The sequence below is a fragment of the Streptomyces sp. SPB162 genome (assembly GCF_029504575.1).
GTDB lineage: Bacteria > Actinomycetota > Actinomycetes > Streptomycetales > Streptomycetaceae > Actinacidiphila.
Genome location: NZ_JAQFII010000001.1, coordinates 3,397,849 through 3,423,218, shown reverse-complemented (window position 1 = coordinate 3,423,218; position 25,370 = coordinate 3,397,849). Strand labels below are relative to the sequence as shown.

21 protein-coding genes and 1 pseudogene are annotated in these 25,370 nt (G+C 73.0%); 12 read left to right on the top strand and 10 right to left on the bottom strand.

The features are described 5' to 3' along the window. Positions 1–95 precede the first annotated feature (95 nt). Positions 96–851, top strand: coding sequence for a VanZ family protein (locus tag M2266_RS15490; RefSeq protein ID WP_277438730.1), 756 nt, complete (start codon positions 96–98; stop codon positions 849–851). A 9-nt stretch (positions 852–860) separates the two neighbouring features. Here the strand turns inward: M2266_RS15490 and M2266_RS15485 are convergent, their stop codons facing one another. Next, positions 861–3,389 (bottom strand): helicase-associated domain-containing protein, encoded by a 2,529-nt coding sequence (locus tag M2266_RS15485; RefSeq protein ID WP_277438729.1) that lies wholly within the window; start codon positions 3,387–3,389, stop codon positions 861–863. A 911-nt stretch (positions 3,390–4,300) separates the two neighbouring features. Here M2266_RS15485 and M2266_RS15480 point away from each other — a divergent pair. Next, entirely contained in the window at positions 4,301–5,140 is an 840-nt protein-coding gene (locus M2266_RS15480) for a hypothetical protein (protein ID WP_277438728.1), read from the top strand. Between the two features lie 271 nt (positions 5,141–5,411). After that, positions 5,412–6,053, top strand: coding sequence for an HAD hydrolase-like protein (locus tag M2266_RS15475; RefSeq protein ID WP_277438727.1), 642 nt, complete (start codon positions 5,412–5,414; stop codon positions 6,051–6,053). Here M2266_RS15475 and M2266_RS15470 read toward each other — a convergent pair. After that, the gene (locus M2266_RS15470) at positions 6,032–6,337 is read right to left on the bottom strand and encodes a hypothetical protein (protein ID WP_277438726.1); all 306 of its coding nucleotides are present in this window, start codon (positions 6,335–6,337) and stop codon (positions 6,032–6,034) included. The genes M2266_RS15475 and M2266_RS15470 overlap by 22 nt on opposite strands. 167 nt (positions 6,338–6,504) lie before the next feature. Here M2266_RS15470 and M2266_RS15465 point away from each other — a divergent pair, with 167 nt between their 5' ends. Then, positions 6,505–6,888: a cold-shock protein gene (locus M2266_RS15465; RefSeq protein ID WP_138358916.1), complete on the top strand. Its 384-nt coding sequence runs from the start codon at positions 6,505–6,507 to the stop codon at positions 6,886–6,888. Positions 6,889–6,898: 10 nt separating this feature from the next. Here M2266_RS15465 and M2266_RS15460 read toward each other — a convergent pair whose 3' ends face one another. The 4 genes from M2266_RS15460 to M2266_RS15445 all read right to left on the bottom strand — a co-directional run bounded on the left by M2266_RS15460 (position 6,899) and on the right by M2266_RS15445 (position 10,421). Continuing rightward, a complete protein-coding gene (locus M2266_RS15460) occupies positions 6,899–7,735 on the bottom strand; it encodes a 1,4-dihydroxy-6-naphthoate synthase (RefSeq protein ID WP_277438725.1) in 837 nt (278 codons plus the stop codon). Further along, positions 7,732–8,415: a futalosine hydrolase gene (locus tag M2266_RS15455; protein WP_277438724.1), complete on the bottom strand. Its 684-nt coding sequence runs from the start codon at positions 8,413–8,415 to the stop codon at positions 7,732–7,734. Before M2266_RS15455 ends, M2266_RS15460 begins: the two co-directional genes overlap by 4 nt. Positions 8,416–8,429: 14 nt before the next feature. Continuing rightward, complete coding sequence (locus M2266_RS15450) at positions 8,430–8,921, bottom strand: hypothetical protein (RefSeq protein ID WP_277438723.1); 492 nt, start codon at positions 8,919–8,921, stop codon at positions 8,430–8,432. Between the two features lie 72 nt (positions 8,922–8,993). Then, positions 8,994–10,421: an MFS transporter gene (locus tag M2266_RS15445; protein WP_277438722.1), complete on the bottom strand. Its 1,428-nt coding sequence runs from the start codon at positions 10,419–10,421 to the stop codon at positions 8,994–8,996. Positions 10,422–10,648: 227 nt separating this feature from the next. Between M2266_RS15445 and M2266_RS15440 the strand changes: the two genes are divergently transcribed. Both M2266_RS15440 and M2266_RS15435 read left to right on the top strand, forming a co-directional pair. Beyond that, positions 10,649–11,542, top strand: a complete 894-nt coding sequence (locus tag M2266_RS15440; RefSeq protein WP_277438721.1) for a DUF3027 domain-containing protein — start codon at positions 10,649–10,651, stop codon at positions 11,540–11,542. Positions 11,543–11,877: 335 nt separating this feature from the next. Then, a complete protein-coding gene (locus tag M2266_RS15435) occupies positions 11,878–15,045 on the top strand; it encodes a molecular chaperone Hsp90 (protein WP_277438720.1) in 3,168 nt (1,055 codons plus the stop codon). A 14-nt stretch (positions 15,046–15,059) separates the two neighbouring features. On the opposite strand, the gene M2266_RS15430 is transcribed toward M2266_RS15435, so the two are convergent. Beyond that, the gene (locus tag M2266_RS15430; RefSeq protein WP_277438719.1) at positions 15,060–15,524 is read right to left on the bottom strand and encodes a MarR family transcriptional regulator; all 465 of its coding nucleotides are present in this window, start codon (positions 15,522–15,524) and stop codon (positions 15,060–15,062) included. A 120-nt stretch (positions 15,525–15,644) separates the two neighbouring features. Between M2266_RS15430 and M2266_RS15425 the strand changes: the two genes are divergently transcribed. Together M2266_RS15425 and M2266_RS15420 are read left to right on the top strand one after the other, a co-directional pair. Next, positions 15,645–17,075, top strand: coding sequence for an MFS transporter (locus M2266_RS15425; RefSeq protein WP_277438718.1), 1,431 nt, complete (start codon positions 15,645–15,647; stop codon positions 17,073–17,075). A 71-nt stretch (positions 17,076–17,146) separates the two neighbouring features. Continuing rightward, complete coding sequence (locus M2266_RS15420) at positions 17,147–17,986, top strand: NAD(P)H-binding protein (protein WP_277438717.1); 840 nt, start codon at positions 17,147–17,149, stop codon at positions 17,984–17,986. Positions 17,987–18,024: 38 nt separating this feature from the next. Here M2266_RS15420 and M2266_RS15415 read toward each other — a convergent pair whose 3' ends face one another. Together M2266_RS15415 and M2266_RS15410 are read right to left on the bottom strand one after the other, a co-directional pair. Continuing rightward, positions 18,025–20,406 (bottom strand): cation-translocating P-type ATPase, encoded by a 2,382-nt coding sequence (locus M2266_RS15415; protein WP_277438716.1) that lies wholly within the window; start codon positions 20,404–20,406, stop codon positions 18,025–18,027. 79 nt (positions 20,407–20,485) lie between these two features. Further along, the gene (locus M2266_RS15410; RefSeq protein WP_277438715.1) at positions 20,486–20,761 is read right to left on the bottom strand and encodes a DUF2530 domain-containing protein; all 276 of its coding nucleotides are present in this window, start codon (positions 20,759–20,761) and stop codon (positions 20,486–20,488) included. 164 nt (positions 20,762–20,925) lie between these two features. Between M2266_RS15410 and M2266_RS15405 the strand changes: the two genes are divergently transcribed. Beyond that, positions 20,926–22,380 (top strand): NCS2 family permease, encoded by a 1,455-nt coding sequence (locus tag M2266_RS15405; RefSeq protein ID WP_277438714.1) that lies wholly within the window; start codon positions 20,926–20,928, stop codon positions 22,378–22,380. A gap of 75 nt (positions 22,381–22,455) precedes the next feature. Here M2266_RS15405 and M2266_RS15400 read toward each other — a convergent pair whose 3' ends face one another. Next, entirely contained in the window at positions 22,456–22,644 is a 189-nt protein-coding gene (locus tag M2266_RS15400) for a ribbon-helix-helix protein, CopG family (protein ID WP_138353500.1), read from the bottom strand. A 100-nt stretch (positions 22,645–22,744) separates the two neighbouring features. Here M2266_RS15400 and M2266_RS15395 point away from each other — a divergent pair, with 100 nt between their 5' ends. The 3 genes and pseudogenes from M2266_RS15395 to thpR all read left to right on the top strand — a co-directional run bounded on the left by M2266_RS15395 (position 22,745) and on the right by thpR (position 25,231). Then, a complete protein-coding gene (locus tag M2266_RS15395) occupies positions 22,745–23,185 on the top strand; it encodes a MarR family transcriptional regulator (protein WP_277438713.1) in 441 nt (146 codons plus the stop codon). A gap of 136 nt (positions 23,186–23,321) precedes the next feature. Next, a pseudogene (locus tag M2266_RS15390) lies at positions 23,322–24,675 on the top strand (MFS transporter). Positions 24,676–24,685: 10 nt separating this feature from the next. Continuing rightward, on the top strand, positions 24,686–25,231 hold the full coding sequence (gene thpR, locus M2266_RS15385; protein ID WP_277438712.1) for an RNA 2',3'-cyclic phosphodiesterase: 546 nt from the start codon (positions 24,686–24,688) through the stop codon (positions 25,229–25,231). Positions 25,232–25,370 lie beyond the last annotated feature (139 nt).

Sequence of the window (25,370 nt, the reverse complement as noted above, 5' to 3'; positions counted from 1 at the left end):
CCAGTGTCGCGCATCCCGGCCATCGGCAGTGGCGGCCACCGCGTACGGTGGCCGCCAGCGGGTAGACGCCACTCCGACCTGAATGGGGGGAACACATGACCCGCACGGATCTGTTCCGGCCGGCCCGAGACCGGCTGCGGGCCAAGCGCCCGCGGAAGCCGGCCGCGAAGGCGGCCCGATGGAAGCCCGCGTCCTGGAAGCCCGTGTGGAACACCACACGGAAGCCGGCGTCGAAGCCGAAGGTGAAACCGGAGCCCCGGCCCGTCCACGAGGCACAGGACGACGCCCGTCCTCGCCGTTCCTTCGGCGCCGCGCTGGTCCGGACGCTGGTGATGCTGCTGGCCTTCGTCTGCATGGTCGGCTTCGCCGTGGTGCTGGCGAAGCTGACGCTCCAGCCGTCGCCCGCGTCCGTCAAGCTCATCCACACGAACCTGCGGCCGGGTGACTCCATCCGGCAGTACATCGACCAGCCGGCGTTCCGCGACACGGTGAAGCAGATCGGCGGAAACCTGGTCCTGGGCGTGCCGTTCGGGATCCTGCTGCCGGTGCTGGTGCCGAAGGCCCGCGGCCTGCTGCGGGTGGTGTTCGTGACCGCTCTGGTGATGGTGCTGGTCGAGGCGGCGCAGGGCGCGATCGTCGAGGGCCGGGCCTTCGACGTCGACGACGTCATCCTCAACACCACCGGCGCGCTGATCGGTTATCTGCTGCTCGGCCGGCGGCTGGGCCGGGCTCTGCATCCGCGGCGCCACCACTGGTGGCAGCGGCGCCGGCCGTCCGAGTCGGAGTCCGAGCCCGGGTCCGGCGGGGAACGCGGTGGGCGGCGGCGCCTGCGCAGGCGCGAGGCGGCCTGACCGTCGCGGTCAGGCCGGGTCTTCCGCCAGTTCCGAGACACCGGTGATGCGGTGCAGGGCGAACGTGCGGACCTCGTCGGCGGTGTGGTCGTAAGCGGTGACGAAGCCGCCCTCGACCCGCACCGGGCCGATGACGCGCTGGCTCGCCGCGCCGTCCGCGTTCACGTAGCCGATCCACAGCGAGTCGCCGGTCAGAACGGCGGCCTGCATCGTGGCGAGGGTCTCCGCGGCGGCGGTCCGCGGCAGCCTGCCGTCGGCCGCGGGAGCGGGGATGCTCTCGCGGTGCACGGCGGTGGAGGCCCGGTCGCCGGCCCTGATCGCCTTGACGGCGGCGCCGAGCAGTGTGCCGTCCGGGATCGGCGGTCCGTCGGCGACGGGTGTGGGCGCGGACCGCCGGGGGGTGCGGACGGCGTCGGCGCGGGTGATGACGACATCGCCGTCGGCGGATTCGGCGGCCGGCGCGAAGCCCATCGCGCGCAGCCGCTCCAGCAGCGCCTCCGGCGCGGACTGGGCGGCGAGGACGGTCGGAGCCAGCCGGCGCAGGCCGAGGCCGGCGGCCCGGCGGTCCGCGAGCAGTTCGGTGAGCAGCGCGTCGTCGTCGCACCGCAGGTACGCGGAGGCGGCGCCGACCCGCAGCCGGCCGTGCCGGCGGGCCACGTCGTCGATCAGGTAGCTGAGCGGCTGCGGGACCGGCGTCCGTGAGTGCTCGGCGAGGAAGGCGTGCAGGTCGGCGGCGGTCCGCCCGGCGTCGAGCGCCCTGCGCACGGACTCCGGCGTGAACCGGTACACCGTCGCCCCGCCCTTGGACTCGATGTCGGCCAGCACGCCGATCATCTCCGCGAGCGGCGCCTCCAGCGGGCCGGGCGCCACCGCGGTGAGGTCCGCCTGCAGCAGCACATGGTCGAGTGGCTGGGGGAGGAGCGGCGCGAGGCGGGACGCGGCTTCGGCATCGGGCGTGGGCGCGCCGTCGCGGCGGCCGCGGGGCACTGTCGGGGCCGGTTCGACCAGCGGGCGGGCGTGCCCGGCGAGGGCGCCGCGGCCGGTCAGGCCGAGGAGCTCGGCCTCGCTGACGGTCCAGCGCAGCAGTTCCGCGCGCAGCGCGTCCGTGCCCGCGCCGCCGCGCAGCGGCCGGTCCCAGCGCAGCCGGTCGAGCAGCGCCGCCGGGGCGGCGGAAGCTCCCTCGGGCAGCGCGGCGAGCAGTTCCAGCACGCGCCGCCGGACCTCGGGCGCGAGGGAGCGGTCGAGATCGGGCCCGAGCGCGGACAGCGCCCGGCCCTTGGCATCGCGGCTGCCGACCAGGCCCGCGGTGCGGGTGGCGGAGAGCCAGGCCGTGGCAAGCGCCGTCCAGCGGTCCTGCGCCGGTAGCCGGAGCCAGTCGTCCGACGCGGGTGTCGGCGCGTACGCCTCGTCCAGTTCGCCGTCGGAGGCCAGCAGTCCCGCCGCGTACGCCAGCTCCAACCAGAACGCGGCCATCGCCTCGGACACGTCCAGCTCCGTCGCGACGCGTTTCAGCTCGCGGACGCTGATGCCGCCGGCCCGCATCACGGCCGGGCCGCCGGTCGCCCACGCCTTGAGCAGTTCCTCGACGGTGCGGACGGCGTTGAACGCCTGGCCGGCCGCGGTGCCGTCCACAGCCTGTGGAGAGTGCTCGACGGGCGGGACGGCAGGCGGCGCCGGCTCGACGGTGCGGTGCGCGCGGCCCGCCCGCAGGTGCAGGGCCGCTTCGCGGGGGAGTACGACGTTGTGCTGCCCGGCGGGCAGCAGCAGGCCCCGGGCCAGCAGCCACTGCACGGGCGTGGTCGCGGTGGCGGCCCGCACCGGCGCGATGGCGTCGCCGACCTCGCCGTACGGCGGGCCCCACGCCAGTTTGCCGAGCGCGGCGGTGGCGCCCTCCGGCGCCGTCGCCAGCAGCTTCTTCATCCGCTTGCGGTCGCTGAACAGCCCGGCCAGCGCCGCGACCGCGCTCATCGGGTCGTGCGTCGCGGGCAGGCCCGCGTCGGCGAGGATCTCCTGCAGCCGGGCGGGCGACATACCGGACGTCGCTTCCGCGACGGACGGCCCCAGGCCGGTGGGCGACGGTACGGACGCCGACGGCGCGAGCAGGTCACGTGCCGTGCGCACCAGCCGCAACCGGTCCGCACCGCCCCACACCAGCCCCTGGGCGCGCAGGGTCTCCACGGCGTGCGGGAGGGCGTCGTCGGTGACATCGTCCCCGGCGTCGCCGGTCATCAGCGCCCGGAGCACGGCGCAGGGGCCGCCGTCGGGCATGACGGCGAGGGCTTCGGCGGTCTGCAGCGTGAAGCGGTCCAACCGCTCCAGCGCCCGCACGACGGACGCGCGGGTGGCGGCGCGGGTCGCGAGCTGCGTCAGGTCGTTCGGAACCGGGCTGAGCAGGTCCGGCCGCGCGCGCAGCAGCGCGGCCAGCGCGTCGTCACCCCGGGCGCGCAGATCCTCCGCCAACGTGCGGGGCGGCGTGCCGCTCGGCGTGCCGCCGGGCTTGCCGGGCGTGCCGGGCGTGCCCGGCTGCTCAGTGGTCATCCGTCCCACATTACCGGTCCCCGGGGCAGGCGGTGGAGGTGCGGGCACCGGGGCTTCCGGGACGAACCTTCGAAATCCCCCACGCACGATCCCCCGCCCTTCGGCCGGGGCTGCCTCCAGGCGGCCCACGAACACCTCGGCAGCATGGCGAAACCCCTCCCGTGACGCCGGCGCACGGCCCCCGTGTATCCGGGCCCCCGTCGAAGGCGGGCGGCGCGGCCGGCGCGGGGCGCCCACCCGCGTCCCCGGCCCTCCGCCGGAGGCGCGCGCCCGCGCAGCCGGCGGCCTCGGGGCGCCGCCCGCCCCGCCCTGCCGGTAGGCGATAGGGGCGGGTGGGTGGGGAACAGCCCGCCGCAGGCGCAGGGGTGGCGCGGGTGCTCGCGTATCCGAATGTCCGCCGGAGGCGCGCGGCGCAGCCGGCCCCCGGGCGGCCGCCCGCCCCGCCGGTTGGCGATAGGGGCGGGTGGGTGGGGAACAGCCCGCCGCAGGCGCAGGGGTGCCGCGGGTGCTCGCGTATCCGAACGTCCGCCGGAGGCGCGCGGCGCAGCCGGCCCCCGGGCGGCCGCCCCGCCCCGCCGGTAGGCGATAGGGGCGGGTGGGTGGGGAACAGCCCGCCGCAGGCGCAGGGGTGCCGCGGGTGCTCGCGTATCCGAACCTCCGCCCGAGGCGCGCGGCGCAGCCGGCCCCCGGGCGGCCGCCCGCCCCGCCGGTAGGCGATAAGGGCGGGTGGGTGGGCAAGAGCCCGCCGCAGGCGTGACGGTGGCGCGGGTAGGCGGCTGTCCGGACCCCCGCCGGAGGCGGGGGCGCGTACGGCCGTTCGGGGGCGGGGGCGTTGATATTCGGACCCCGCCGGAGGCGGCGCGGTACCTTCGAGTGAGCGGTGGAGCACGGCGTTCGGGCGGGTGGGGTGGATGGGTGTCGAGAGCGATCAGCTCGTGTTCGACTACTTGAGCCGGGTGGGTGACCTGGCACAGACGACGCTGCCCGCGGCCCAACGCATGCGGCTCGTGGCGCGGTTGCGCAGCGATATCGACCGCGAGCGCGTCAGCGGGGCCGGAGTCGGGGGCGACAGCCCGGCGGCGGTGCGGCGGATCCTGGGGCGGCTGGGGTCGCCGGACGAGGTCGTGGAAGCCGCGGCCGGGATGCCGCAGGTGCCGACGCGGCAGGCGTCGTTCCGGAAGATCCCGCAGCAGCGGGCGGACGCGCCGGACGAGCCCGTGGTCGACTTGGAAGACGAGTTGACGGGCCTGCCCGGCATGACGGGCCGGGTGTACTTCGACTTCGACGAGGAGGTCGAGGAGGAGGACGTCGAGGAGGAGGCCGAGCCGCCGGAAGAGGCGCGGGAGGAGGACGAGGCCGAGGAGGCCGCCCCGCGCCGGCGGCTGCCGTGGCGGGGCCGGGCGGCGCGAGAGCCGCTCGGGCGGGCCAGCCCGATGCTGCTGGTGGCCGGCGCGCTGCTGGTGGCGGGCGCGGTGATGGGCTCGTGGGTCCCGCTGGGACTCGGCTGGCTGGTCGCGTACTTCGCACGCCGGCTCTCCCGCAACCAGGCGAAGTTCGCGGTGTTCGGTATTCCCGGCCTGGCCGCGGCCGGCCTGCTCGTCTGGCTGTGGGGGCGCACCGCCGGCAAGTGGGGCGAGCCGGTCCCGCAGGGGACGATGGGCCAGGCGCTGCGGGACGGGCTGCCGGTGGTGGTCAGGGTGGCGGCCGTCGGTTCGGCGCTGTACCTGTTCTGGCGGGGTCGGCGGGCCTGACCGTCAGGCGGTGAACCGTCAAGCGGTGACGTGATCCGCGGAAGCGGCGTCCCCCGGACGCACCTGGCGGGGCCGGCGGGCCTGATCGTCAGGCGGTGAACCGTCAGGCGGTGACGTGATCCGCGGAAGCGGCGTCCCCTGGACGCAACGGCGCGCCCCGGACGACCAGTGGGTCCCCGGCCAGGCCGAGCACCGCGACCAGGAGCAGCGGCGCCGAGGCGACGAGGCGACGAGGCTGAGAGTACGAGGTGGGCGGGGCGAGAATGGCGGTATGACTACCGCTTCCTCCGCGTCCGGATCCCCCACGATCACGGTCGGTTTCGACCTCGACATGACCCTCATCGACTCCCGGCCCGGCATCAAGGCCGCCTTCGACCGGCTGTCCGCGGAGACCGGCGTCCCCATCGACTCGGCGCTGGCCGTCACCCGGCTCGGGCCGCCGCTCGACCAGGAGCTCGCCCACTGGTTCCCGGCCGACGCGATCGCGGAGATCGCCGACCGCTACCGCGCCCTCTACCCGGACTACGCGATCGCGCCGACGCCCGCGCTGCCCGGTGCCCGTGCCTCCGTCGACGCCGTGCGCGCGATGGGCGGCCGGGCGGTCGTCGTCACGGCCAAGCACGAGCCCAACGCCAAGCTGCACCTGACCCACCTGGGCATCGACGCCGAGGTGCGCGGCTGGCTCTGGGCCGAGGCCAAGGCGGAGGCGCTGCTCGAGTGGGGCGCCTCGATCTACGTGGGCGACCACACGGGAGACGTGCGCGGCGCCCGCGCCGCCGGCGCGCTGTCGGTCGCCGTCGCCACCGGGCCGTGCGACGCGGCGGAGCTGCGGGCGGCCGGCGCGGACGTGGTGCTGGGGAGCCTGACCGAATTTCCCGCCTGGTTCGCGAGCTACGCGCCCGCGGCCGCCTGACCCTCCCGCGGACCCCGGCTCTCCCGCACGGCGCGCTTCTGCGCGAGGGCGGAGCGCAGCAGCCCGCCGAGCGCGAGCGCCAGACCGGCGCCCATCAGCATCGACACGAAGTACGCGGGCGTGGGCAGCGGGTCGGAACCGAGGAAGAGCGGAACCATGGTGGCCATCGTGCTCACGGCGCCCACGAAGAAGACGACCGCGCCGACGCGCACCAGGACGTCGCCCGCCCCGCGGGTTTCGGACGTTGCGGGGGTCGTCCCCCGGGAGTGAGGTGTGTTGGTCACCCCACCAGGGTAGATCGGTCCGGAGAGATGGGGGACCAGGGCGTCTTGTCACAGGCCACCGGGCCAATAGGCTGGTAGCACGGAGCAGGTCTGGTCGGAACGGGCCTGCCGCACTGCTATCCAGGGCCCTTTCGAGGGCTTTACGAGCGATGAGGACGAGGTCGGACGTGCCTACCGGCAAGGTCAAGTGGTTCAACAGCGAGAAGGGCTTCGGCTTCCTCTCCCGCGACGACGGCGGCGACGTCTTCGTGCACTCGTCGGTCCTGCCCGACGGGGTGGCCGCGCTCAAGCCCGGCCAGCGCGTGGAGTTCGGAGTCGTGAACGGACAGCGCGGCGAACAGGCGCTCTCCGTCACCCTCCTCGAACCCGCACCGTCCGTCGCGGCCGCGCAGCGCCGCAAGCCGGACGAGCTGCTGCCCATCGTCCAGGACCTCACCACGCTCCTGGAGGAGGTCGCCCGCTCGCTGCAGCGCGGCCGGTACCCGGAGAAGACCCACGGCCACAAGATCGCGGGCGTGCTGCGCGCGGTGGCCGACCAGTTGGACGTCTGAGGCCGGACGATCAGTACGTCAGCGCGGTGGGGCCGAGGGGCGGTACCAGTCCCTCGGCCGCCGCGCGGGTGAACAGTCCGCGGACCGCCGCGTAGCCGTCCTCGCCGAGATCGGCGGTGAACTCGTTCACGTAGAGCCCGATGTGCTGGTCGGCGACGGCCGGATCCATCTCCTGCGAGTGCGCGAGCACGTACTCCCGAGAGGCCGTCGGCTCGTCCCACGCCATCCGCACCGACGTGCGGATCGCGTCCGTCAGCGCGGCCAGCTTCTCGGCGCCCAGCGACCGCTTGGCGATGATCGCGCCGAGCGGGATCGGCAGGCCCGTGGTGTCCTCCCAGTGCTCGCCCATGTCGGCGAGCTTGTGCAGCCCGTACTCCTGGTAGGTGAAGCGCGCCTCGTGGATGACCAGGCCCGCGTCGACCCGGCCGTCCCGCACCGCGGGCATGATCTCGTGGAACGGCATGACCACGACCTTGCCGATTCCGTCCGGCACCTCGGCCGCCGCCCACAGCCGGAACAGCAGGTACGCCGTCGAGCGCTCGCTCGGCACCGCGACGGTCTTCCCGGTCAGGCTCATGGGTTCGCGGGTCAGCACCAGCGGGCCGCAGCCGCGGCCCAGGGCGCCGCCGCACGGCAGCAGCGCGTACTCGTCCAGCACCCACGGCAGCACGGCGTACGACACCTTCAGCACGTCGTACGGGCACTCCGCGCCCTGCTCGGCCAGGGTGTTGGTGATGTCGATGTCCGCGAACGTCACGTCCAGGGCGGGCGCGTCCGGCACCAGGCCGTGCGCCCACGCGTGGAACACGAAGGTGTCGTTCGGGCAGGGCGAATACGCGATCTTCATGTCAGGTCCTCAGATCCCCAGGTCCTCAGGTCTTCGCCGTCGAGTACCGCCGGGAGTTTCCCGAAGGCCTCGGTCAGCGCTGCCAGCGCTTCCCCGATCCGCCAGGCCGCGCGGTCGCGCGGGCCCACCGGGTTGGACACGGTACGGATCTCCAGCACGGGGACGCCCTGCGCCGCCGCGGCCTCCGCGACGCCGAACCCCTCCATCGCCTCGACGACGGCACCGGGGTGGCGGTCCGTCAACTCGGCGGCGCGCGCGGCGCTCCCGGTCACCGTGGACACCGTCAGGACCGGTCCGTGGACCGCGCCGAGCGCCTGTGCCACGGCCGCGCCCAGCGCGGCGGGCGGGCGGTGCTCGCTCACCCCGAAGCCCAGTTCGGCGACGGGCAGGAAGCCTTCGGGTGTTTCCGCGCCCAGGTCCGCCGCCACGATCGTCCGTGCGACGGCCACCGACCCCAGGGGGGCGGCGGGCTGGAAGCCGCCGCCGATCCCGGCGGAGACCACCAGGTCGTACGGGGACGTCGCGCGCGCCAGCGCCGTGGCCGTGCCGGCCGCCGCGGCGGCCGGGCCGACCCCGGCGGCGATCACGTCGCAGTGCACCGCGGTGCGCGCGGCCGCGCGCACTCCGGCGGCGACGGCATCCCGTTCCGCAGCCACCGCGGTCACCACCAGCACACGCATCGTCGACCGGCCCGTTACGCGGCCTTCACCAGCTTGAACTGCCAGACACCGAAGACGTTGTCGGAATTGGCGTCGGGGCTGCCGACGATGTTCAGCGTGGCGTTCTTCAGCGGCATCGAGGAGCCGGTCTGGGGGTCGCTCGCCGTGAAGATGCCGGCGGACTCGGTGATCGTCCAGTACGTCTCGTCCTTCAGGACGTCCGTCTTCTGGTTGACGCCCGAGGCGATCAGCCAGCCCTTCTCACCGATGGACGGGTCGACGCCGACCCGCACCTTCTCACCCGGCTTGACCGTGATCGTGTGCTTCGGGGCGGCGCTGAGGCACGCGATGAAGATCGCGCTCGGCAGCTTCTTGCCGTCGGCGTAGCACTTGTCAGTGGCCTCGGTGGTCACGGTCTTGGTGCCCACGGTCACGGTCGCCAGCGGGGTCGGCTTCTCACAAGCGGTGAGGAGGACCAGCCCGAGGGACACGGCACCGAGGGCGGCGGCAGCGCGGCGAATGCTCATGAAGGTGAGGCTACCGGGCGGTCGGCCTCCCGCCGCGCGGGGGTACGGCGTGGCGTCCCGCCGCGCCGCGGGTCACGCCACGCGCGCGCGGGCCGTCCCGCGGCGGGCCGCGCCCATCAGGCCGCGGACCGACAGGACGAAGCCCACCAGCACCAGCCCGGCCGCCACCGCCATCCCCAGCGAACCGATCAGCGGCAGCACTATCCCCAGCCCGCCGCCGACCACCCACGACAGCTGCAGGGCGGTCTCCGAACGGGCGAACGCCGAGGTGCGGACCTCTTCGGGAACGTCGCGCTGGATCAGCGCGTCCAGCGACAGCTTCCCCAGCGCCTGGGAGATTCCCGCGACCGCCGCGACGGCCGCGAGCGTCACGGTGCCGTACATGAGCGCGGCCACGGTCGCCGCCGTGACCGCGGCGACCAGCGCCATCGCGATGATGATCTCGGGGCCGCGGGACTTCAGCCAGGACCCGAGCGCGGTCCCCAGCGCGTTGCCGCCGCCCGCCGCGACCGCCACCATGCCGAGCGAGAACGCCGGGGTCAGCCCTTCCAGCGGGTGCTCGCGCAGCAGGAACGCCAGGAACATCGTCAGGAAGCCGGACAGCGCGCGGAGCCCCGAATTGGCCTGCAGCGCGTGCAGCACGGACGATCCGACGCCCAGCAGCCCCGGCTTGCGACCGGACTCGCGCCCGTCACCCGGCAGGCCGGCGCCGGGCGGCTCGACGCCGTCGCCCGCACCGCCCCGGTCGGCGGCCCTGAGCTCGGCGAAGCGTGCCTTCGCCTCGCCCTTCGCCGAGTCCACCTTGTGCGGCAGCGACATCGACAGCAGCGCACCGCCCGCGAACACCACGAACGCCCCGTACAGCGGCCACTGCGGCCCGATCATGTGCAGCCCGGCGCCGATCGGCGCCGCGATCGCCGTGGCCAGCAGCCCGGCGAGCGTGACGCGCGAGTTCGCCTTCACCAGCGTCGTCCGTCCCGGCAGGAGTCTGGGCACGACGGCACTGCGCACCACGCCGTACGCCTTCGACGCCACGAGCACGCCCAGCGCGGCCGGATACAGGCCCAGGCCCGCCGTCGTCACGACCGACGCCATCGTCCAGGCGAGCACGGCACGCGCGAGCATCGCCATCGCCATGGCGGCGCGGCGGCCGTGCGTCATCCGGTCGAGCAGCGGGCCGATCACCGGCGCGAGCAACGCGAATGGCGCCATCGTGACCAGAAGATAGAGCGCCACCCGGCCGCGCGCCTCGCCGGTCGGTACCGAAAAGAACACAGTGCTGGCGAGAGCGATCGTGATCAACATGTCGCCCGCAGAATTGACCGCGTGCAGTTCGATCAGTTTCGCGAGGCCGGACTCGCCCGCCCCGTGGGCGTGCGTGGACCGCCGGATGCGGCGCCGCACGGCCCCACCGGACCGCTGCGCCGCGCTCACCAGGGCGCGTCCTGCCCTCCGGAGGGGTCCGGGACCGGACGTCACTGCGCTTGCCACGAAGGCCATCCTGCCCCAAATGAGCTGCCTCTCACCCCCTCCTTTGCGCACGCGGTGCGCACGGGTAGCGTGCGATCGCGCAGAATGGGTGCCAACAGGTGCGCCCGAGGTCGTTCGGGTAGGGAAAGAAGCGTTGACGCGGTCCGCAGGTCCGCTCCGTTTCGGCCCCCGCCCGCCTCCGGCGGCGCACACGTGAGACGGCGTAACGGAGAGAATCGATTCTTGTGAGTGCTGCGATGCGAAGCCGTACCCCAGACCGCCTGTGCGCCGAGGCGGTCGATGTCGCGCTGGCTGTGACAGAGGAGGCCGCCGGGCCGCAATCTGTCGGCGAGCACCTTGGCGTCGTCGCCGAGGGCGACCGTGTCGTCACCCACTACTTCGCCTGCAAGGAACCCGCGTATCGCGGGTGGCGCTGGGCCACGACGCTGACCAGGGCCTCGCGCGCCAAGAACATCACGATCGACGAGACCGTGCTGCTGCCCGGCGACGACTCGGTCCTGGCCCCGGAGTGGGTGCCGTGGAGCGAGCGGCTCCGACCGGGTGACATGGGTCCCGGGGACCTCCTTCCCACGGAGTCCGACGACCTCCGTCTCGAACCCGGCTGGAGCGGCGAGGACGCGCCGCTGCCGAACTCCGTGGTCTCCGAGGAACTGGCCGACGTCGTGGAGGCCGAGGACGCCGAGCTCTCCGGCCCCGCGGCCGCGCTTCCCGCGATCGGCAGCATCGGTGCGATCGCCGGCGAAATCGGGATGGGCCGTCGGCGTGTCCTGTCCCGCTACGGCCTGCACGGCGCGGCCGACCGCTGGGAGGCGGAGTTCGGCCCCCAGACGCCGATGGCCCAGGCGGCCCCGGCCAACTGCCTCAGCTGCGGCTTCTTCGTCCCGATCGCGGGCTCGCTCCGGCAGGCCTTCGGCATCTGCGCGAACGAGTTCTCGCCGGCGGACGGGCGTGTCGTCTCGCTCGGGTACGGGTGCGGGGGCCACTCGGAGGCAGCGGTCATGCCGAAGACGCCGGTGCCGGCGCCGATGACACTGGACGAGATCAACGAGGTCGACCCGCTGGTGCTGCATCCGGACCGGCAGGGGTCGGTGGAGGAGTCGACGCCGGCTGAGGAGCTGGGTCACTCCTAGGCCGTTGGGGGACCGGACGTCGGCCCGCGCGGGCCGACGCACCCCGCCCCACCGCCCCGGGTCCACCCCCACCCCTCCGGACCCGTGCCCCTCGCGTCCAGGCCTCGTGGGGGTGAACCAGGTCCCCCACCTACCGGTCGCGAACGCCGCCTGCCCGGCGGGCGTGCCGAGCCCGCGCCCACGCCTGGCCTGGGCGCGCCCCGCCGGTGGGCGATCAGGGCGGGCGGGTGGGCGAACGGTCCGCCGCAGGCGCTGAACTGCCCGTACCCCCGCCCGAGGCCGGACGCGATACCTTCCCCAGGCAGGGGATTTCGCGAGGCGAGGGAGACACCGACGTGAGCGGCGCAGCGGCGGTACGGGAAACCGGTGGGGCGGCGGATCCGTTCGGGACGGGGCGGCTGCGCCGCGGGGTGCTGGACGCGTGGGGGGCGTCGGCCGCGCGGTTCAGGGAGGACGCCAACGCCGAGGAGGACCTGGCGCTCGGCGGCTACCGGGACCGGCTCGTCGTGGAACTGGCGCAGAACGCGGCGGATGCCGCGGTGCGCGCCGGGGTGCCCGGCCGACTGCGGCTGACGCTGCACGCGGCGGAGGGCGACAGCCCCGCCGTGCTGGCGGCGGCGAACACCGGGGCGGCGCTGGACGCGGCCGGTGTGGAGTCGTTGTCGACGCTGCGCGCGAGCGCGAAGCGGGAGGACACGGAGGCCACCGTCGGCCGGTTCGGCGTGGGGTTCGCCTCGGTGCTGGCGGTGAGTGACGAGCCCGCGGTCGTCGGCCGAGCCGGAGGCGTGCGGTGGTCGTTGGCCGAGGCCAGGGCGCTGGCGACGGAGACGCCGGGGCTCGCGGACGAGCTGCGGCGCAGGGACGGGCACGTGCCGCTGCTCCGGCTGCCGTTCCCGGCCGAGGGCTCGGCACCGGACGGGTACGACACCGTCGTCGTTTTGCCGCTGCGGGACGGGGCCGCGGCGGACCTCGCGGCGCGCCTGCTGGCCGGGATCGACGACGCGCTGCTGCTGACGCTGCCGGGGCTGTCCGAGGTCGTGGTCGACACGCCGGACGGCGTACGGACTTTGATGCAACGTCAGGATGACGGAACGGTCCTCGTGGAGGACAGCGCGGCCGGCGCCGCGACCCGGTGGCGGGTGGCGTCCGCGGCGGGCCCGCTGGAGGCGGGGCTGCTGGCGGACCGGCCGGTGGAGGAGCGGCTCCGGCCGGTGTGGTCGGTGACCTGGGCGGTTCCGGTGGACGGCGACGGTTCGCCGGGCCGGCCGCGTACGGCGGGCGTGGTGCACGCCCCGACGCCGACGGACGAGCCGCTGGGGCTGCCGGCGCTGCTGATCGCGTCGTTCCCGATGGATCCGAGCCGGCGGCACGCGGCGCCGGGTCCGCTGACGGACTTCCTGGTCGCGCGGGCGGCCGAGACGTATGTGCGGCTGCTGCGCGACTGGCAGCCGGTCGGCGTGGGCATCGTGGACCTGGTGCCGGGGCCGCTGGGCAAGGGCGAGCTGGACGCGGAGCTGCGCAGGCAGGTGCTGGACGGCCTGCCCCGTACGGCGTTCCTGCCGCGTGCGGTGGCGGTGCCGAAGAGCGACACACCCGAGGTGGCGGAGGGCCGGTGGGACGGCGGGGTCGGCGGCCCGGTGGGCGAGGGCGAGGCGCTGCGGCCGGTGGACGCGGAGGTCGTGGAGGGTGCGCAGGCGGAAGCCGTCAGCGTGCTCGCCGAGGTGTTCCCGACGCTGCTGCCGGCGAGCCTGGAGCGCCGTCCGGAGCTGCGCGCGCTGGGCGTGGCGCGGTTGTCGTTGGCCGACGCCATCGACCGGCTGGCGGGCGCCGAGCGCCCGGCCGCCTGGTGGCGCAGGCTGTACGACGCGCTGGCCGGGACGGATCCCGACCGGCTGACGGGTCTGCCGGTGCCGCTGGCGGACGGCCGGACGGTCGTCGGTCCGCGCCAGGTGCTGCTGCCGCTGCCCGACGGCGAGCTGGACCTCGCGCCGCTGGCCCGGCTGGGGCTGAAGGTCGCCGACCCGGAGGCGGTGCATCCGCTGCTGGAGAAGCTGGGCGCGCTGTCCGCGACGCCGAACGCCGTGCTGACGACCCCGCAGGTGCGGGCGGCCGTCGCAGGTTCGCTGGATTCGGGTGAGGTCTGGGACGAGGACGCCCTGGACGCCGAGGAACTGGCGGAGGTCGTGCTCGGGCTGGTGAGGGCGGCGGGTCTCGCGCCGGGGGAGGAGCCGTGGCTCGGGGCGCTGGCGCTGCCGGACGACGAGGGCGAGTTGGCCCCGGCCGGCGAGTTGGTGCTGCCGGGCAGTGCCCTGGAGCAGGTGCTGCGGGAGGGCGAACTCGCCCCCGTGGACCAGGAGCTGGCCGACCGCTGGGGCGAGCAGCCGCTGACGGCCGTGGGCGTGCTGGCGACGTTCGCGCTGGTGCGGGCGGCCGACGTGGTGCTGGATCCGGACGAGCTGGAGCCGCGCGAGGGCGACTGGGCCGAGCCGGACGACGTGGGCCTGCTGGACGCCGTCGACGTGTGGTGCGAGGACGTGCTCGACCGGCTGCCGGAGACGGACGTCCCGCCGGTCGCCACGGAGATCGTCGCGGTCCGGGACCTGGACCTGGTCGACGACGACGCGTGGCCGCAGGCGCTGGCCATGCTGTCCCGGCCGCCGCTGCGGGACGCGATCACCGCGCCCGTGCGGGTGCTGCTGCCGGACGGTACGACCGACTCGGTGCGCGCCTACTCGGCCTGGTGGCTGCGCGACCACCCGGTGCTGGACGGCCGCCGCCCGGTGGGCCTGCGGTCCGCCGGGGGTGATCCGCTGCTGGCGGGGCTGTACGACGAGGCCGACGTCGACGTGGACGAGCAGGTGCTGCGCGCGCTGGGTGTCCGTACGACGGTCTCCGCGCTGCTCGACGAGCCGGGCGGCGGGGCCGAGCTGCTGGCGCGGCTGGCCGACCCGGACCGCCCGGTGACCGCCGCTCAGCTGCTGCGGCTGTACACGGCGCTGGCCGCGCTCGATCCGGAGCAGGTGACGCTGCCGGACGAGCTGCGGGCGGTCGTCGACGGTGAGGTGCGCGTCGTGGAGGCGGGTGACGCGCTGGTCGCGGACGCCCCGGATCTGCTGCCGCTGGCCGCGGGGCAGCCGCTGCTGCCGGTGCCGCCCTACCGGGCGGGCGATCTGGCGGAGCTGTTCCAGGTCCGCCGGCTGAGCGAGGCGTTCGACGCCCAGGTGGTCTCCGAGGGGGAGACCCATGAGGTTCCGGCGGCCGTGCACGAGCTGCTGCCGACGGCTCCCCGGTCGTACGTCGAGCACGAGGAGCTCGTGGTGGCGGGCGGCACGGAACTGGACTGGCGCTACGTGGACGGCGTCCTGCACGCCGCGACCGTCGAGGGCGTCGCGGCGGGACTGGCGTGGGCCGCGGGGCAGTGGCAGCGCCGCTTCGAGCTCGCGGCGCTGCTGGAGGACTCGTCCCGCACGGAGGAGCTGGCCCGCGCGCGTTGGTTCGATTAGGGCTTACGGAGGGTTCAACGACCTGAGGTGAGCCTGGCCGCCTGGGTCCGCCCCACTTCGGTGGCGCGGCCCAGGAAGTCGGCGATGACGTCGAGGTCGCGGTCGCTGTACCCGTCGAGCAGTTCCGTGAAGGCCTCGCCGGGCTCGTCCCAGGCCTCCGCGAACCTGGCCATCGCCTCCGGCGCGAGGGCGACCAGGGCGCGCCTGCGGTCGCCGGGATCGGCGGTCCTGACGACGAGGCGGGCCTTCTCCAGGCGGTCGACGAGCCGGGTCGCGGAGCCGGCCGTGAGGCCGGTCAGCTGGGCGATCCGTCCGGTGCTGAGCGGCTCCGGCTCCATGCCGAGCAGACCCAGGCACTGAAGGTCGGTGGGGTGCAGGCCGAGGTGGTCGGCCATGGCCTGGTTGAAGACCGTCCAGGCGGCGTAGTGGCGCTGGCTCTCGTCGGCGATTCGGGCGAGCAGTTCTTTTCGGCTTGACATCGGGTCCTTCATGCTCCAAGTTTATGTGTGTGACGCAACATCTGCGCGGCGCAATCTGATCGCCGCGGTTGCATCCTACGCGGCAACGACCGCGCCCTCCTCTCCGAAAGACCAGCTCTCATGTCCACACTCACACTTCCCCCTGCGACGGTCCCCGAGACCGTCTCCCCGAACCGGCGGTGGGCCATCCTCGCCGTCATCCTCATCGCCGACGTCCTGGACCTCCTGGACGCGACGATCACCAACATCGCCGCCCCCACCATCAGCAAGGACCTGAACGGGGGCGCCGCCCTCATCCAGTGGCTCGGCGCCGCCTACGCCCTCGCCCTCGGTGTCCTGCTCGTCGTCGGCGGCCGCCTCGGCGACAAGTTCGGCCGCCGCCGCGTCTTCCTCATCGGCCTCACCGGGTTCACCGTCGCCTCCATCGCCTGCGGCCTCTCCTTCAGCCCCGCCTCGATCATCGTCGCCCGCCTCGTCCAGGGTGCCTTCGGCGCCCTGCTGATCCCGCAGGGCTTCGGCATCCTCGGTGCCGTCTTCCCGCGCGACCAGATCGGCAAGGCGTTCAGCGCCTTCGGCCCGACCCTCGGCATCTCCGCCGTCGGCGGCCCGATCCTCGCCGGCTTCCTCATCGACGCCGACCTCTTCGGCGCCGGCTGGCGCTCCATGTTCCTCATCAACATCGTCCTCGGCGGCCTCGCGATCGTCGCCGCCGTCCGGCTCCTGCCGAAGGACACCGGCGACTCCGCCACCGCCGTCGACGGCATCGGCTCCGGCCTGCTCGCCGGCACCATGCTCGGGCTGCTCTACGGCCTGATCGAGGGCTCCTCCAACGGCTGGACCCTCGTCCCGTTCGTCTCCCTCGCCGCCGGCCTGGTCTTCTTCGGCCTGTTCTGCCACCGCCAGCGCACCGCCGCCGCCCCGCTCATCCAGCCGTCGCTGCTCAAGAACCGCGGCTTCACCTCCGGCCTCATCCTCGGCATCGTCTTCTTCGCCGCCAACGCCGGCCTGCTCTTCGTCCTCTCGCTCTTCCTGCAGAACGGCCTCGGCTACTCCCCGATGCGCGCCGCGCTCGGCCTCGCCCCCGTCGCCGCCGGCATCGTCGTCGCCTCCATCGCCTGCTATCAGCTCGTCGGCAAGCTCGGACGCAACCTCGTCCTCATCGGCCTGCTGATCACCCTGGTCGGCACCGGCTGGCTGCTCGCCCTCGTCCACGCCTACGGCACCGACCTCGGCACCTGGTCGCTGCTCACCCCGATCCTGATCATCGGCGTCGGCATGGGCACCTGCTTCGGCACCATCTACGACGTCACCATCGGCGACATCGACCCCTCGGAAGCCGGCAGCGCCAGCGGCTCCCTCAGCGCCGTCCAGCAGCTCGCCAACGCCATCGGCGCCGCCGTCGTCACCACGGTCTACTTCAAGACCCTCGCCTCCGACGACGAGGCCCACGCCATGACCTACAGCCTGATCGTCGTCGCCTGCGTCGCGCTCCTCAGCATCGGCCTCGTGTGGCTCATGCCGCGCAACGCCCAGCCCGACGACCACCACTGACGAACCGTCCCCGCACCACACCACCCTCTGGGGCGCCCGCACCGGGCGCCCGGACCCGGAAGGACCACGACATGACCATCCTCGTCACCGGAAGCCGCGGACGCGTCGGCACCACGCTCATCGGCCTCCTGCACGAACAGGGCTTCACAGTCCGGGCCGCGTCCGGCGATCCCGACGAACTCGTCCTGCCGGACGGCGTACCCGACGTGAAGCTGAGCCTCGCGGAACCACATACGTTCCCCGACGCCCTGGCCGGCGTCGACTCCGTGTTCCTGTACGCCAACCCCTCGCACATCGAGGAGTTCATCAAGATCGCCAACGACGCGGGAGTGCAGCACGTGGTGCTGCTCTCCTCGTCCGCCGTGCTCAGCCCCGACGCGAAGAACGACCCCATCGCCCGGCAGCACCTGGAGGTCGAGGACGCCCTCGCCTCCTCCGCCCTGCCGTGCACGTTCCTGCGGCCCAGCGCGTTCGCGAGCAACGCGTTCTACTGGTCCTGGCAGCTGAAGACCACCGGCACGGTGAGCCTGCCGTACCCCGGCGCGCATACCGACGCCATCCACGAGGCGGACATCGCCGAAGCGGCGGTCGCCGTCCTGAAGGACCCGGCGCTGCGCGGCGGTGCGTACACCCTGACCGGCGCCGAGTCGTTCACCTTCGCCGAGCAGATCGATGTGCTCGCCCGTGCCACCGGCCGGCCCTTCGCGGTCGACGCCATCACCCCCGAGGTCTGGAAGGCGGAGATGGCGGACCACGTGCCCGCCGCGTTCGCCGACGGACTGCTCGCGTACTGGCGCTCCCGTGACGGCAACCCGGTCGACCTCACCACCGGGGTCGACGAGCTGACCGGCCACCCGGCGCGCCCGTTCGCGGTGTGGGCCGCCGAGAACGCCGCCGCTTTCGTGCAGTAGACCCTCGCGGGAGCGGGGTGGGAGTGGGGGCGTGGGTGTCAGTCGCCGTCGTGGACGCGGAGCGTTCGCCAGACGAACTCCAGGACGAGTCCGGCCGCGAGGGCGACACCCACCCCCACCCACGGACCCTCCGTCCCCACCAGTTTGAGCGCGAAGAAGTCCTGCAACCAGGGCGTGACCAGCACGATCAGGAAGCCCGCGGCCATCGCCAGCACCAGGCAGATCCGCCACAGCGTGTAGGGGCGGGCGACGATGGCCAGTACCCACAGGGAGATCAGGAACAGGGTGAGGGTGGCGTTGCTGGTCTCGGCGTCCAGCGCTCCGTCGCCGGTGTAGTGGTGGCGTGCCAGCAGGTACTCGCCGAACGTCGCCACCGCGCAGATGACGCCCGCGGGCGCCGAGTACCGCATCACCCGCCGCACGAAATGCGGTTTCGCCCGCTCCTTGTTGGGGGCGAGCGCGAGGAAGAACGCCGGGACGCCGATGGTCAGGGTGGACAGCAGCGTCAGATGGCGGGGCAGGAACGGATACGGCACCTGCCAGAAGACGACGAGCAGCGCCAGCAGCACCGAGTAGACGGTCTTCGTGAGGAAGAGCGTCGCCACCCGGGTGATGTTCCCGATGACGCGCCGGCCCTCGGCGACCACCGAAGGCAGCGTGGCGAAGCTGTTGTTGAGCAGCACGATCTGCGCGACGGCCCGGGTCGCCTCGGACCCCGAGCCCATGGAGACCCCGATGTCGGCGTCCTTCAGGGCGAGTACGTCGTTGACGCCGTCGCCGGTCATCGCGACGTTGTGGCCCCGGGACTGGAGCGCGGCGACCATGTCGCGCTTCTGCTGCGGGGTGACCCGGCCGAAGACGGCGCCGTCCTCCAGGACCTCGGCCATCGCGTCCCGGTCGGTGGGCAGCCGGCGGGCGTCGACCGGCCGCTCGGCGCCGGGCAGTCCGAGCTTTCCGGCGACCGCGCCGACCGAGATGGCGTTGTCACCAGAGATGATCTTGGCGTGGACGCCCTGCTCCTCGAAGTACCGCAGGGTGTCGGCGGCGTCGGGGCGCAGCCGCTGTTCGAGGACGACCAGGCCCTGCGGTGCGACGTCGGAGGCGAGGGACGGATCGTCGAGCGCGCGGTGGGTGCGCGCGAGCAGCAGCACGCGCAGGCCCTGGTCGTTGAGTTCGTCGATGTCGGCGAGGGCGCTGTGGCCGTCGGGCAGCAGGACGTCGGGTGCGCCGAGCAGCCAGGTGCTGCTGGTGCCGCCGGGCTCGTCGAAGGCGGCGCCGCTGTACTTGCGCGCGGAGGAGAAGGGCAGCGACTCGCTGCAGTGCCAGCGGTCCCCGTTCACCGACGTCGGGTAGGCGTCGACGATCGCCTGGAGGCTGGCGTTGGGCCGCGGGTCGGCGGCGCCCAGCGCGCCGAGCGCCTGCCGGACGTACGGCTTCTCGGCGCCGTCGAGCAGCCGCAGGCCGGTGACGTCCATGCCGCCCTCGGTGAGGGTGCCGGTCTTGTCGAGGCAGACGACGTCGACGCGCGCCAAGCCCTCGATGGCGGGGAGCTCCTGCACCAGGCACTGCTTGCGGCCGAGCCGGATGACGCCGATCGCGAAGGCGACGGAGGTCAGCAGCACCAGCCCCTCGGGGACCATGGGGACGATCCCGGCGACCGTACGGCGCACCGCCTCGTGCCAGTCGTGCTTCTCGAGCACGAGCTGGCTGATGACCAGGCCGATCGCGGTCGGAACCATCATCCACGTCACGTACTTGAGGATCCGGCTGATGCCGTTGCGCAGTTCCGAGTCGACGAGGGTGAAGCGGGACGCCTCCTCGGCGAGCTGCGCGGCGTACGCCTCCCGGCCGACCTTGGTGGCGGTGAACGCGCCACCGCCCGCGACGACGAAGCTGCCGGACATGACGCGGTCGCCCGCCTTCTTCAGCACCGGGTCGGCCTCGCCGGTGAGCAGGGACTCGTCGATCTCCAGCCCCTCGGCCTCGACGACCTCGCCGTCGACGAGGGCCTTGTCGCCCGGGCCCAGTTCGATGAGGTCGCCGAGCACGATCGCGGAGGTGTGGATCTCGACGGCCTCCCCGTCACGGCGCACGGTGGGCTTGGACTCGCCGATGACGGCGAGGTTGTCGAGGGTCCTCTTCGCGCGCATCTCCTGGAAGATGCCGATCGCCGTGTTGGCGACGATGACGAATCCGAAGAGGCCGTCCTGGATGGGGCCGACCACGAGGATGACGAGGAAGAGCACGCCGATGATGGCGTTGAACCGGGTGAAGACGTTGGCCTTGACGATCTCGGTGGCCGACCGCGACGACCGCATCGGAACGTCGTTCACCTCGCCCCGGGCCACCCGCTCGGCGACCTCACCGCTCGTCAGGCCGGCGTTGCGGGCAACGACCCGGTTGTCCGTGCGATCCGTCATGGCACCGACGCTACGTGTGCATCCCCCGGTTCACCCGCCGGACGGAGCGTTTCGGGCTACGGGGTGGCGTGCGGCGCGTTCACTGGACGTTCTGTTGGGTGCTTTGCGCGCTCTGCGCGTCCCTGAGCAAGGCGGTGTTGCGCGCCCGGACGTACCAGAGGCCGAAGAGGCCGAGCAGGGTGCCGGCGAGGCAGGTCCAGATCCACCAGGTGTGGCCGTGGTCGGCGTACCAGCCGTAGAAGGGGAGCTGCCCGATGAAGAGCACGAACCAGACGGCCGTGCCGACGAGGACGGTCGCGACGTCGTTCGCTTCCAGCGGCTCGGGCGTCTCGTGGGTGGCTTTCCACTTGCTCATGCGGTCAGGGTACGGGGTGTCGGGAGCTGCCTCCTGGTGGGGTGCGGCCGGTCGCCGCATGGGTCTACGCGCGGAGATAGCGGACGATCATTGGTTTGTTCATACTGAAACAGTCCCCCGGTGACTGGTTTCAGTCGTACGAACGCACAAATTAGAGGACCCACATGTCCCCCTCGGCCACCGCTCCGGTCGACGCCCAGAATCTGTCCCCCGTGCCGCCCCACAATGGGCTGGACCGCTTCTTCCGGATCTCCGAACGGGGATCCTCGATCTCCCGCGAGGTTCGGGGAGGGCTCGCCACCTTCTTCGCGATGGCTTACATCATCGTGCTCAACCCGATCATTCTCAGCTCGGGTGCGGACAAGTACGGTCACCACCTGGACGGTGGCCAGCTGGTCACCGCCACCGTGCTGACCGCCGCCCTGACGACGCTCCTGATGGGTGTCATAGGCAACGTGCCGATCGCGCTCGCGGCCGGCCTCGGGGTGAACACCGTCGTCGCCCTGCAGCTCGCACCCAGGATGAGCTGGCCGGACGCGATGGGCATGGTCGTCCTGGCCGGTTTCGCGATCATGCTGCTGGTCGCCACCGGGCTGCGGGAGCGCGTGATGAGCGCGGTGCCGCTGGGGCTGCGCAAGGGCATCGCGATCGGCATCGGCCTGTTCATCCTGCTGATCGGCCTGGTCGACTCGGGATTCGTCACCCGCATCCCGGACGCCGCCCACACCACCGTCCCGCTGCAGCTGGGCTCGGACGGCCACCTCAACGGCTGGCCGGTGCTGGTCTTCATCCTGGGCGTGCTGCTGACGCTGGCCCTGATCATCCGCAAGGTGCCGGGCGCGATCCTGATCAGCATCGTCGCGATGACGGTGCTGGCCCTGGTCATCGACGCGGTCACGGACATCCCCGGCGAGGCCTGGGGGCTGACCGTCCCCGCGTGGCCCGGCAACCCGGTGGCCAGCCCGGACTTCGGCCTCATCGGCAACGTCAGCCTCTTCGGCGGCTTCGGCCAGGTCGGCATCCTGACCGGCGTGCTGTTCGTCTTCACCGTGCTGCTGTCGTGCTTCTTCGACGCCATGGGCACGATCCTCGGCGTCAGCGACGAGGCGCACCTGCTGGACGAGAAGGGCGACCTGCCCGGGATGAACAAGGTGCTGATGGTCGACGGCATCGCCACCGCCCTCGGCGGCGCCACCTCCAGCTCTGCCAACACCTGCTTCGTGGAGTCCACGGCGGGTGTCGGGGAGGGTGCGAGGACGGGCCTCGCGAGCATCGTCACCGGCCTGATGTTCGTGCTCGCGCTGTTCTTCACGCCGCTCGCCACGATGGTCCCGGCCCAGGCGGCCACCCCCGCGCTGATTGCGGTCGGCTTCCTGATCCTGGCGAACAGCGTGCGGGACATCGACTGGAGCGACTTCACGATCGCCGTCCCGGCGTTCCTGACGATGGTGCTGATGCCGTTCACGTACTCCATCACCAACGGCATCGGCATCGGCTTCATCAGCTTCTGCGTGCTGCGGCTGGCCGCGGGACGCGGCCGTGAGGTGCCGGTGGCCCTCTACGTGGTCGCCGCGGTCTTCGGCTTCTACTACCTGATGCCGGCCCTGGGCCTGACATAAGTCGGCCTGACCTGGCCGGACAGGTACGGCCCGGCCCGATAGAGCCCGGCCTGACCTGCATGATTCGGGGTGGTGTCACCCCGGCGGAGCCGCGTAGAAGCGCTCCGTCTCATCGACGGCGGTTTTGAACCGCTCGTCGAAGTCGTCGCGAACGAGCGTCCGGACCACGTAGTCCTGGACGCTCGTTCCGCATTTGGCGGCGTGGTCACGGAGCCGATCCAGCAGGTCGGCGTCTATGCGCAGGCTGAGCACTCGCGATGCCATACGCCAAAGGTCCTCGGCAGGTGCGGTTCCCCGGTCGTTTTCCGGCGCTAACTCACTCATATGGGTGAGGTTTACTTAGCCTAGGTAATGAGCTACCCTAATGAATGTGACCGAACTGTCCGAGGACGACCGCGCCGCAGTGAACTCTCTGCGTTCCGCAGTGATGCGACTGTCGCGGCGACTGCGCCACCAGCGGGTGGACGAGTCGCTCAGCCCGACCGAGATGTCCGTGCTGGGCACCCTCGCCCGCTGCGGCTCCGCCACTCCCGGTGAGCTGGCGCGCAAGGAGCACGTGCAGCCGCCCTCCATGACGCGCATCGTCGCGATGCTGGAGGCCAAGGACCTCGTCCGCCGGGACCCGCACCCCGACGACCGCCGGCAGGTGGTCGTCAGCCAGACGGAGCAGGCCGAGGCGATGCTCGCGGAGAGCCGCCGCAAGCGCAACGTGTGGCTGGCGCAGCTCACCGAAGGGCTGGACGACGACGAGCGCGCCCTGCTGCGCGCCGCGGCGCCGGTCCTGGAGAAGCTCGCACAGCTGTAGTGAGGCCCGACCGGCGGACGTTGGGTGGGGAAGACCGTGGAAACACCGCACGGTGCGCACCGCACGGCGCGCACCGTGGAAGAAGCTGGAACACCGTAAGTGAAACGCAACGCCACACAGGGGAGGCGAACCTAGATTGAGTTCGGCAGCCGGATCGGACACCGCACCCGGACAAGAACCCGATACGACCACGAAGCGCGGCGGCATGTTCAGCTCGCTCAGGGTTCGTAACTACCGGCTCTTCGCGACCGGCGCCGTAGTGTCCAACACCGGCACCTGGATGTCGCGGATCGCCCAGGACTGGCTGGTGCTCAGCATCACCGGTTCTTCTTTCGCGGTGGGCGTCACCACCGCGCTGCAGTTCCTGCCGATGCTGCTCTTCGGCCTGTTCGGCGGTGTGATCGCCGACCGCTACCCCAAGCGGCAGATCCTGCTCTGCACCCAGGCCGCGCTCGGCGCGCTGGGGCTGCTGCTCGCCGCGCTGACGCTCAGCGGACACGTCCAGGTCTGGCACGTGTACGTCATCGCCTTCGCCCTCGGCATGGTGACCGTCGTGGACAACCCGGCCCGTCAGACGTTCGTCGTCGAGATGGTCGGCCCCGGCGAGATCCGCAACGCGGTCTCGCTGAACTCCGCGAACTTCCAGGCCGCCCGCCTGATCGGCCCCGCCGTCGCCGGTGTCCTGATCACCGCGGTCGGCAGCGGCTGGGCGTTCCTGCTCAACGGGCTGTCGTTCCTCGCCCCGCTCGCCGGCCTGCTGCTGATGCGCACCGCCGACCTGCACAAGGTCGAACGCGTACCGCGCGGCAAGGGCCAGCTGCGGGAGGGCCTGCACTACGTCGCCGGGCGCCCCGAGCTGATCTGGCCGATCGTGCTGGTCGGGTTCATCGGGACCTTCGGCTTCAACTTCCCGATCATCCTCACCGGCTTCGTCAACCACGTGTACCACTCCGGCGCGAGCACCTACGGGCTGTTGAACACCATCATCGCGCTGGGCTCCCTCGGCGGTGCGCTGCTCGCGGCCCGCCGCGGCCGCACCCGGCTGCGGCTGCTGGTCTTCGCCGCGTTCGCCTTCGGCATGCTGGAGGTGCTGGCCGCGCTGGCGCCGTCCTTCTGGATGTTCGCGCTCCTGCTGCTGCCGATCGGCATCTTCGGCATGACGTTCAACACCTCGGCCAACGCGTCGGTGCAGCTCGCCTCCGACCCCGCCATGCGGGGCCGCGTCATGACGCCTGTACATGATGGTCTTCGTCGGTGGCACACCCATCGGCGGTCCGGTCGTCGGCTGGGTGACGGACACGTACGGGGCCCGCGTCGGGTTCCTGTCCGGCGGCCTCGTCGCGGCCCTCGCGGCGGTCGGTGTCGGCCTGGTGCTGGCCCGGGTCGGCGGTCTGCGGCTCAAGGTGGACCTGCACCGGGGAAAAGACCACCGGCTGATCGAGTTCGTACCCCGTGAGGGCGCGCCCGCCCCACTGGTGACGGCCGCGTGAGGCCTTCGGCATGAGACTGTTCGCCGCGGTACTGCCGCCCCCCGGGGCGGCGGACGAACTCGCCCCGGCCGTCTCCGCGCTGCGCCGGCTCCCCGGAGCCGGCCGGCTGCGCTGGACCGAACGCGCCGGGTGGCACTTCACGCTCGCCTTCCTCGGCGAGGTCGACGACCGCACGCGCCCCGCCCTGCGGGACGCCCTCGCGGCGGCCGCGCGCCGGCACGAGCCCTGCGAGCTGCGGCTGTCCGGCGGCGGCCGGTTCGGCGACCGGGCGCTGTGGGCGGGCGCCGCCGGCGAGACCGGCCGGCTCGAGGAACTCGCCGAGTCCGTACAGAGCGCCGCCCGGCAGGCCGGCGTCGACCCGGCGCAGGAGCACACGTACACCCCGCACCTCACGCTGGCCCGCAGCCGCGGCGGGGTGGCCCTCGGCCCGTACGCCGCCGCGCTCGACGGTTTCCTGGGTGGGCCCTGGTCCGCCGGCACCCTCGCGCTGGTGCGCAGCCACCCCGCGCCGGACGCCCGCTACGAGACGGTGGAGACCTGGCCGCTGGGTCGGTGACCCGGGCCGGTTAACCTCGGTACGTGGACCCCAAGACCCGAACCCGTGTAGTGACCGCCGCCCTCGTCCTGATGCTCGTCGTGGTGGTGGCGGGCGCGCTGCTGCGCTGAGCACCACGCCCGCGGCCACCGGCCCGCCG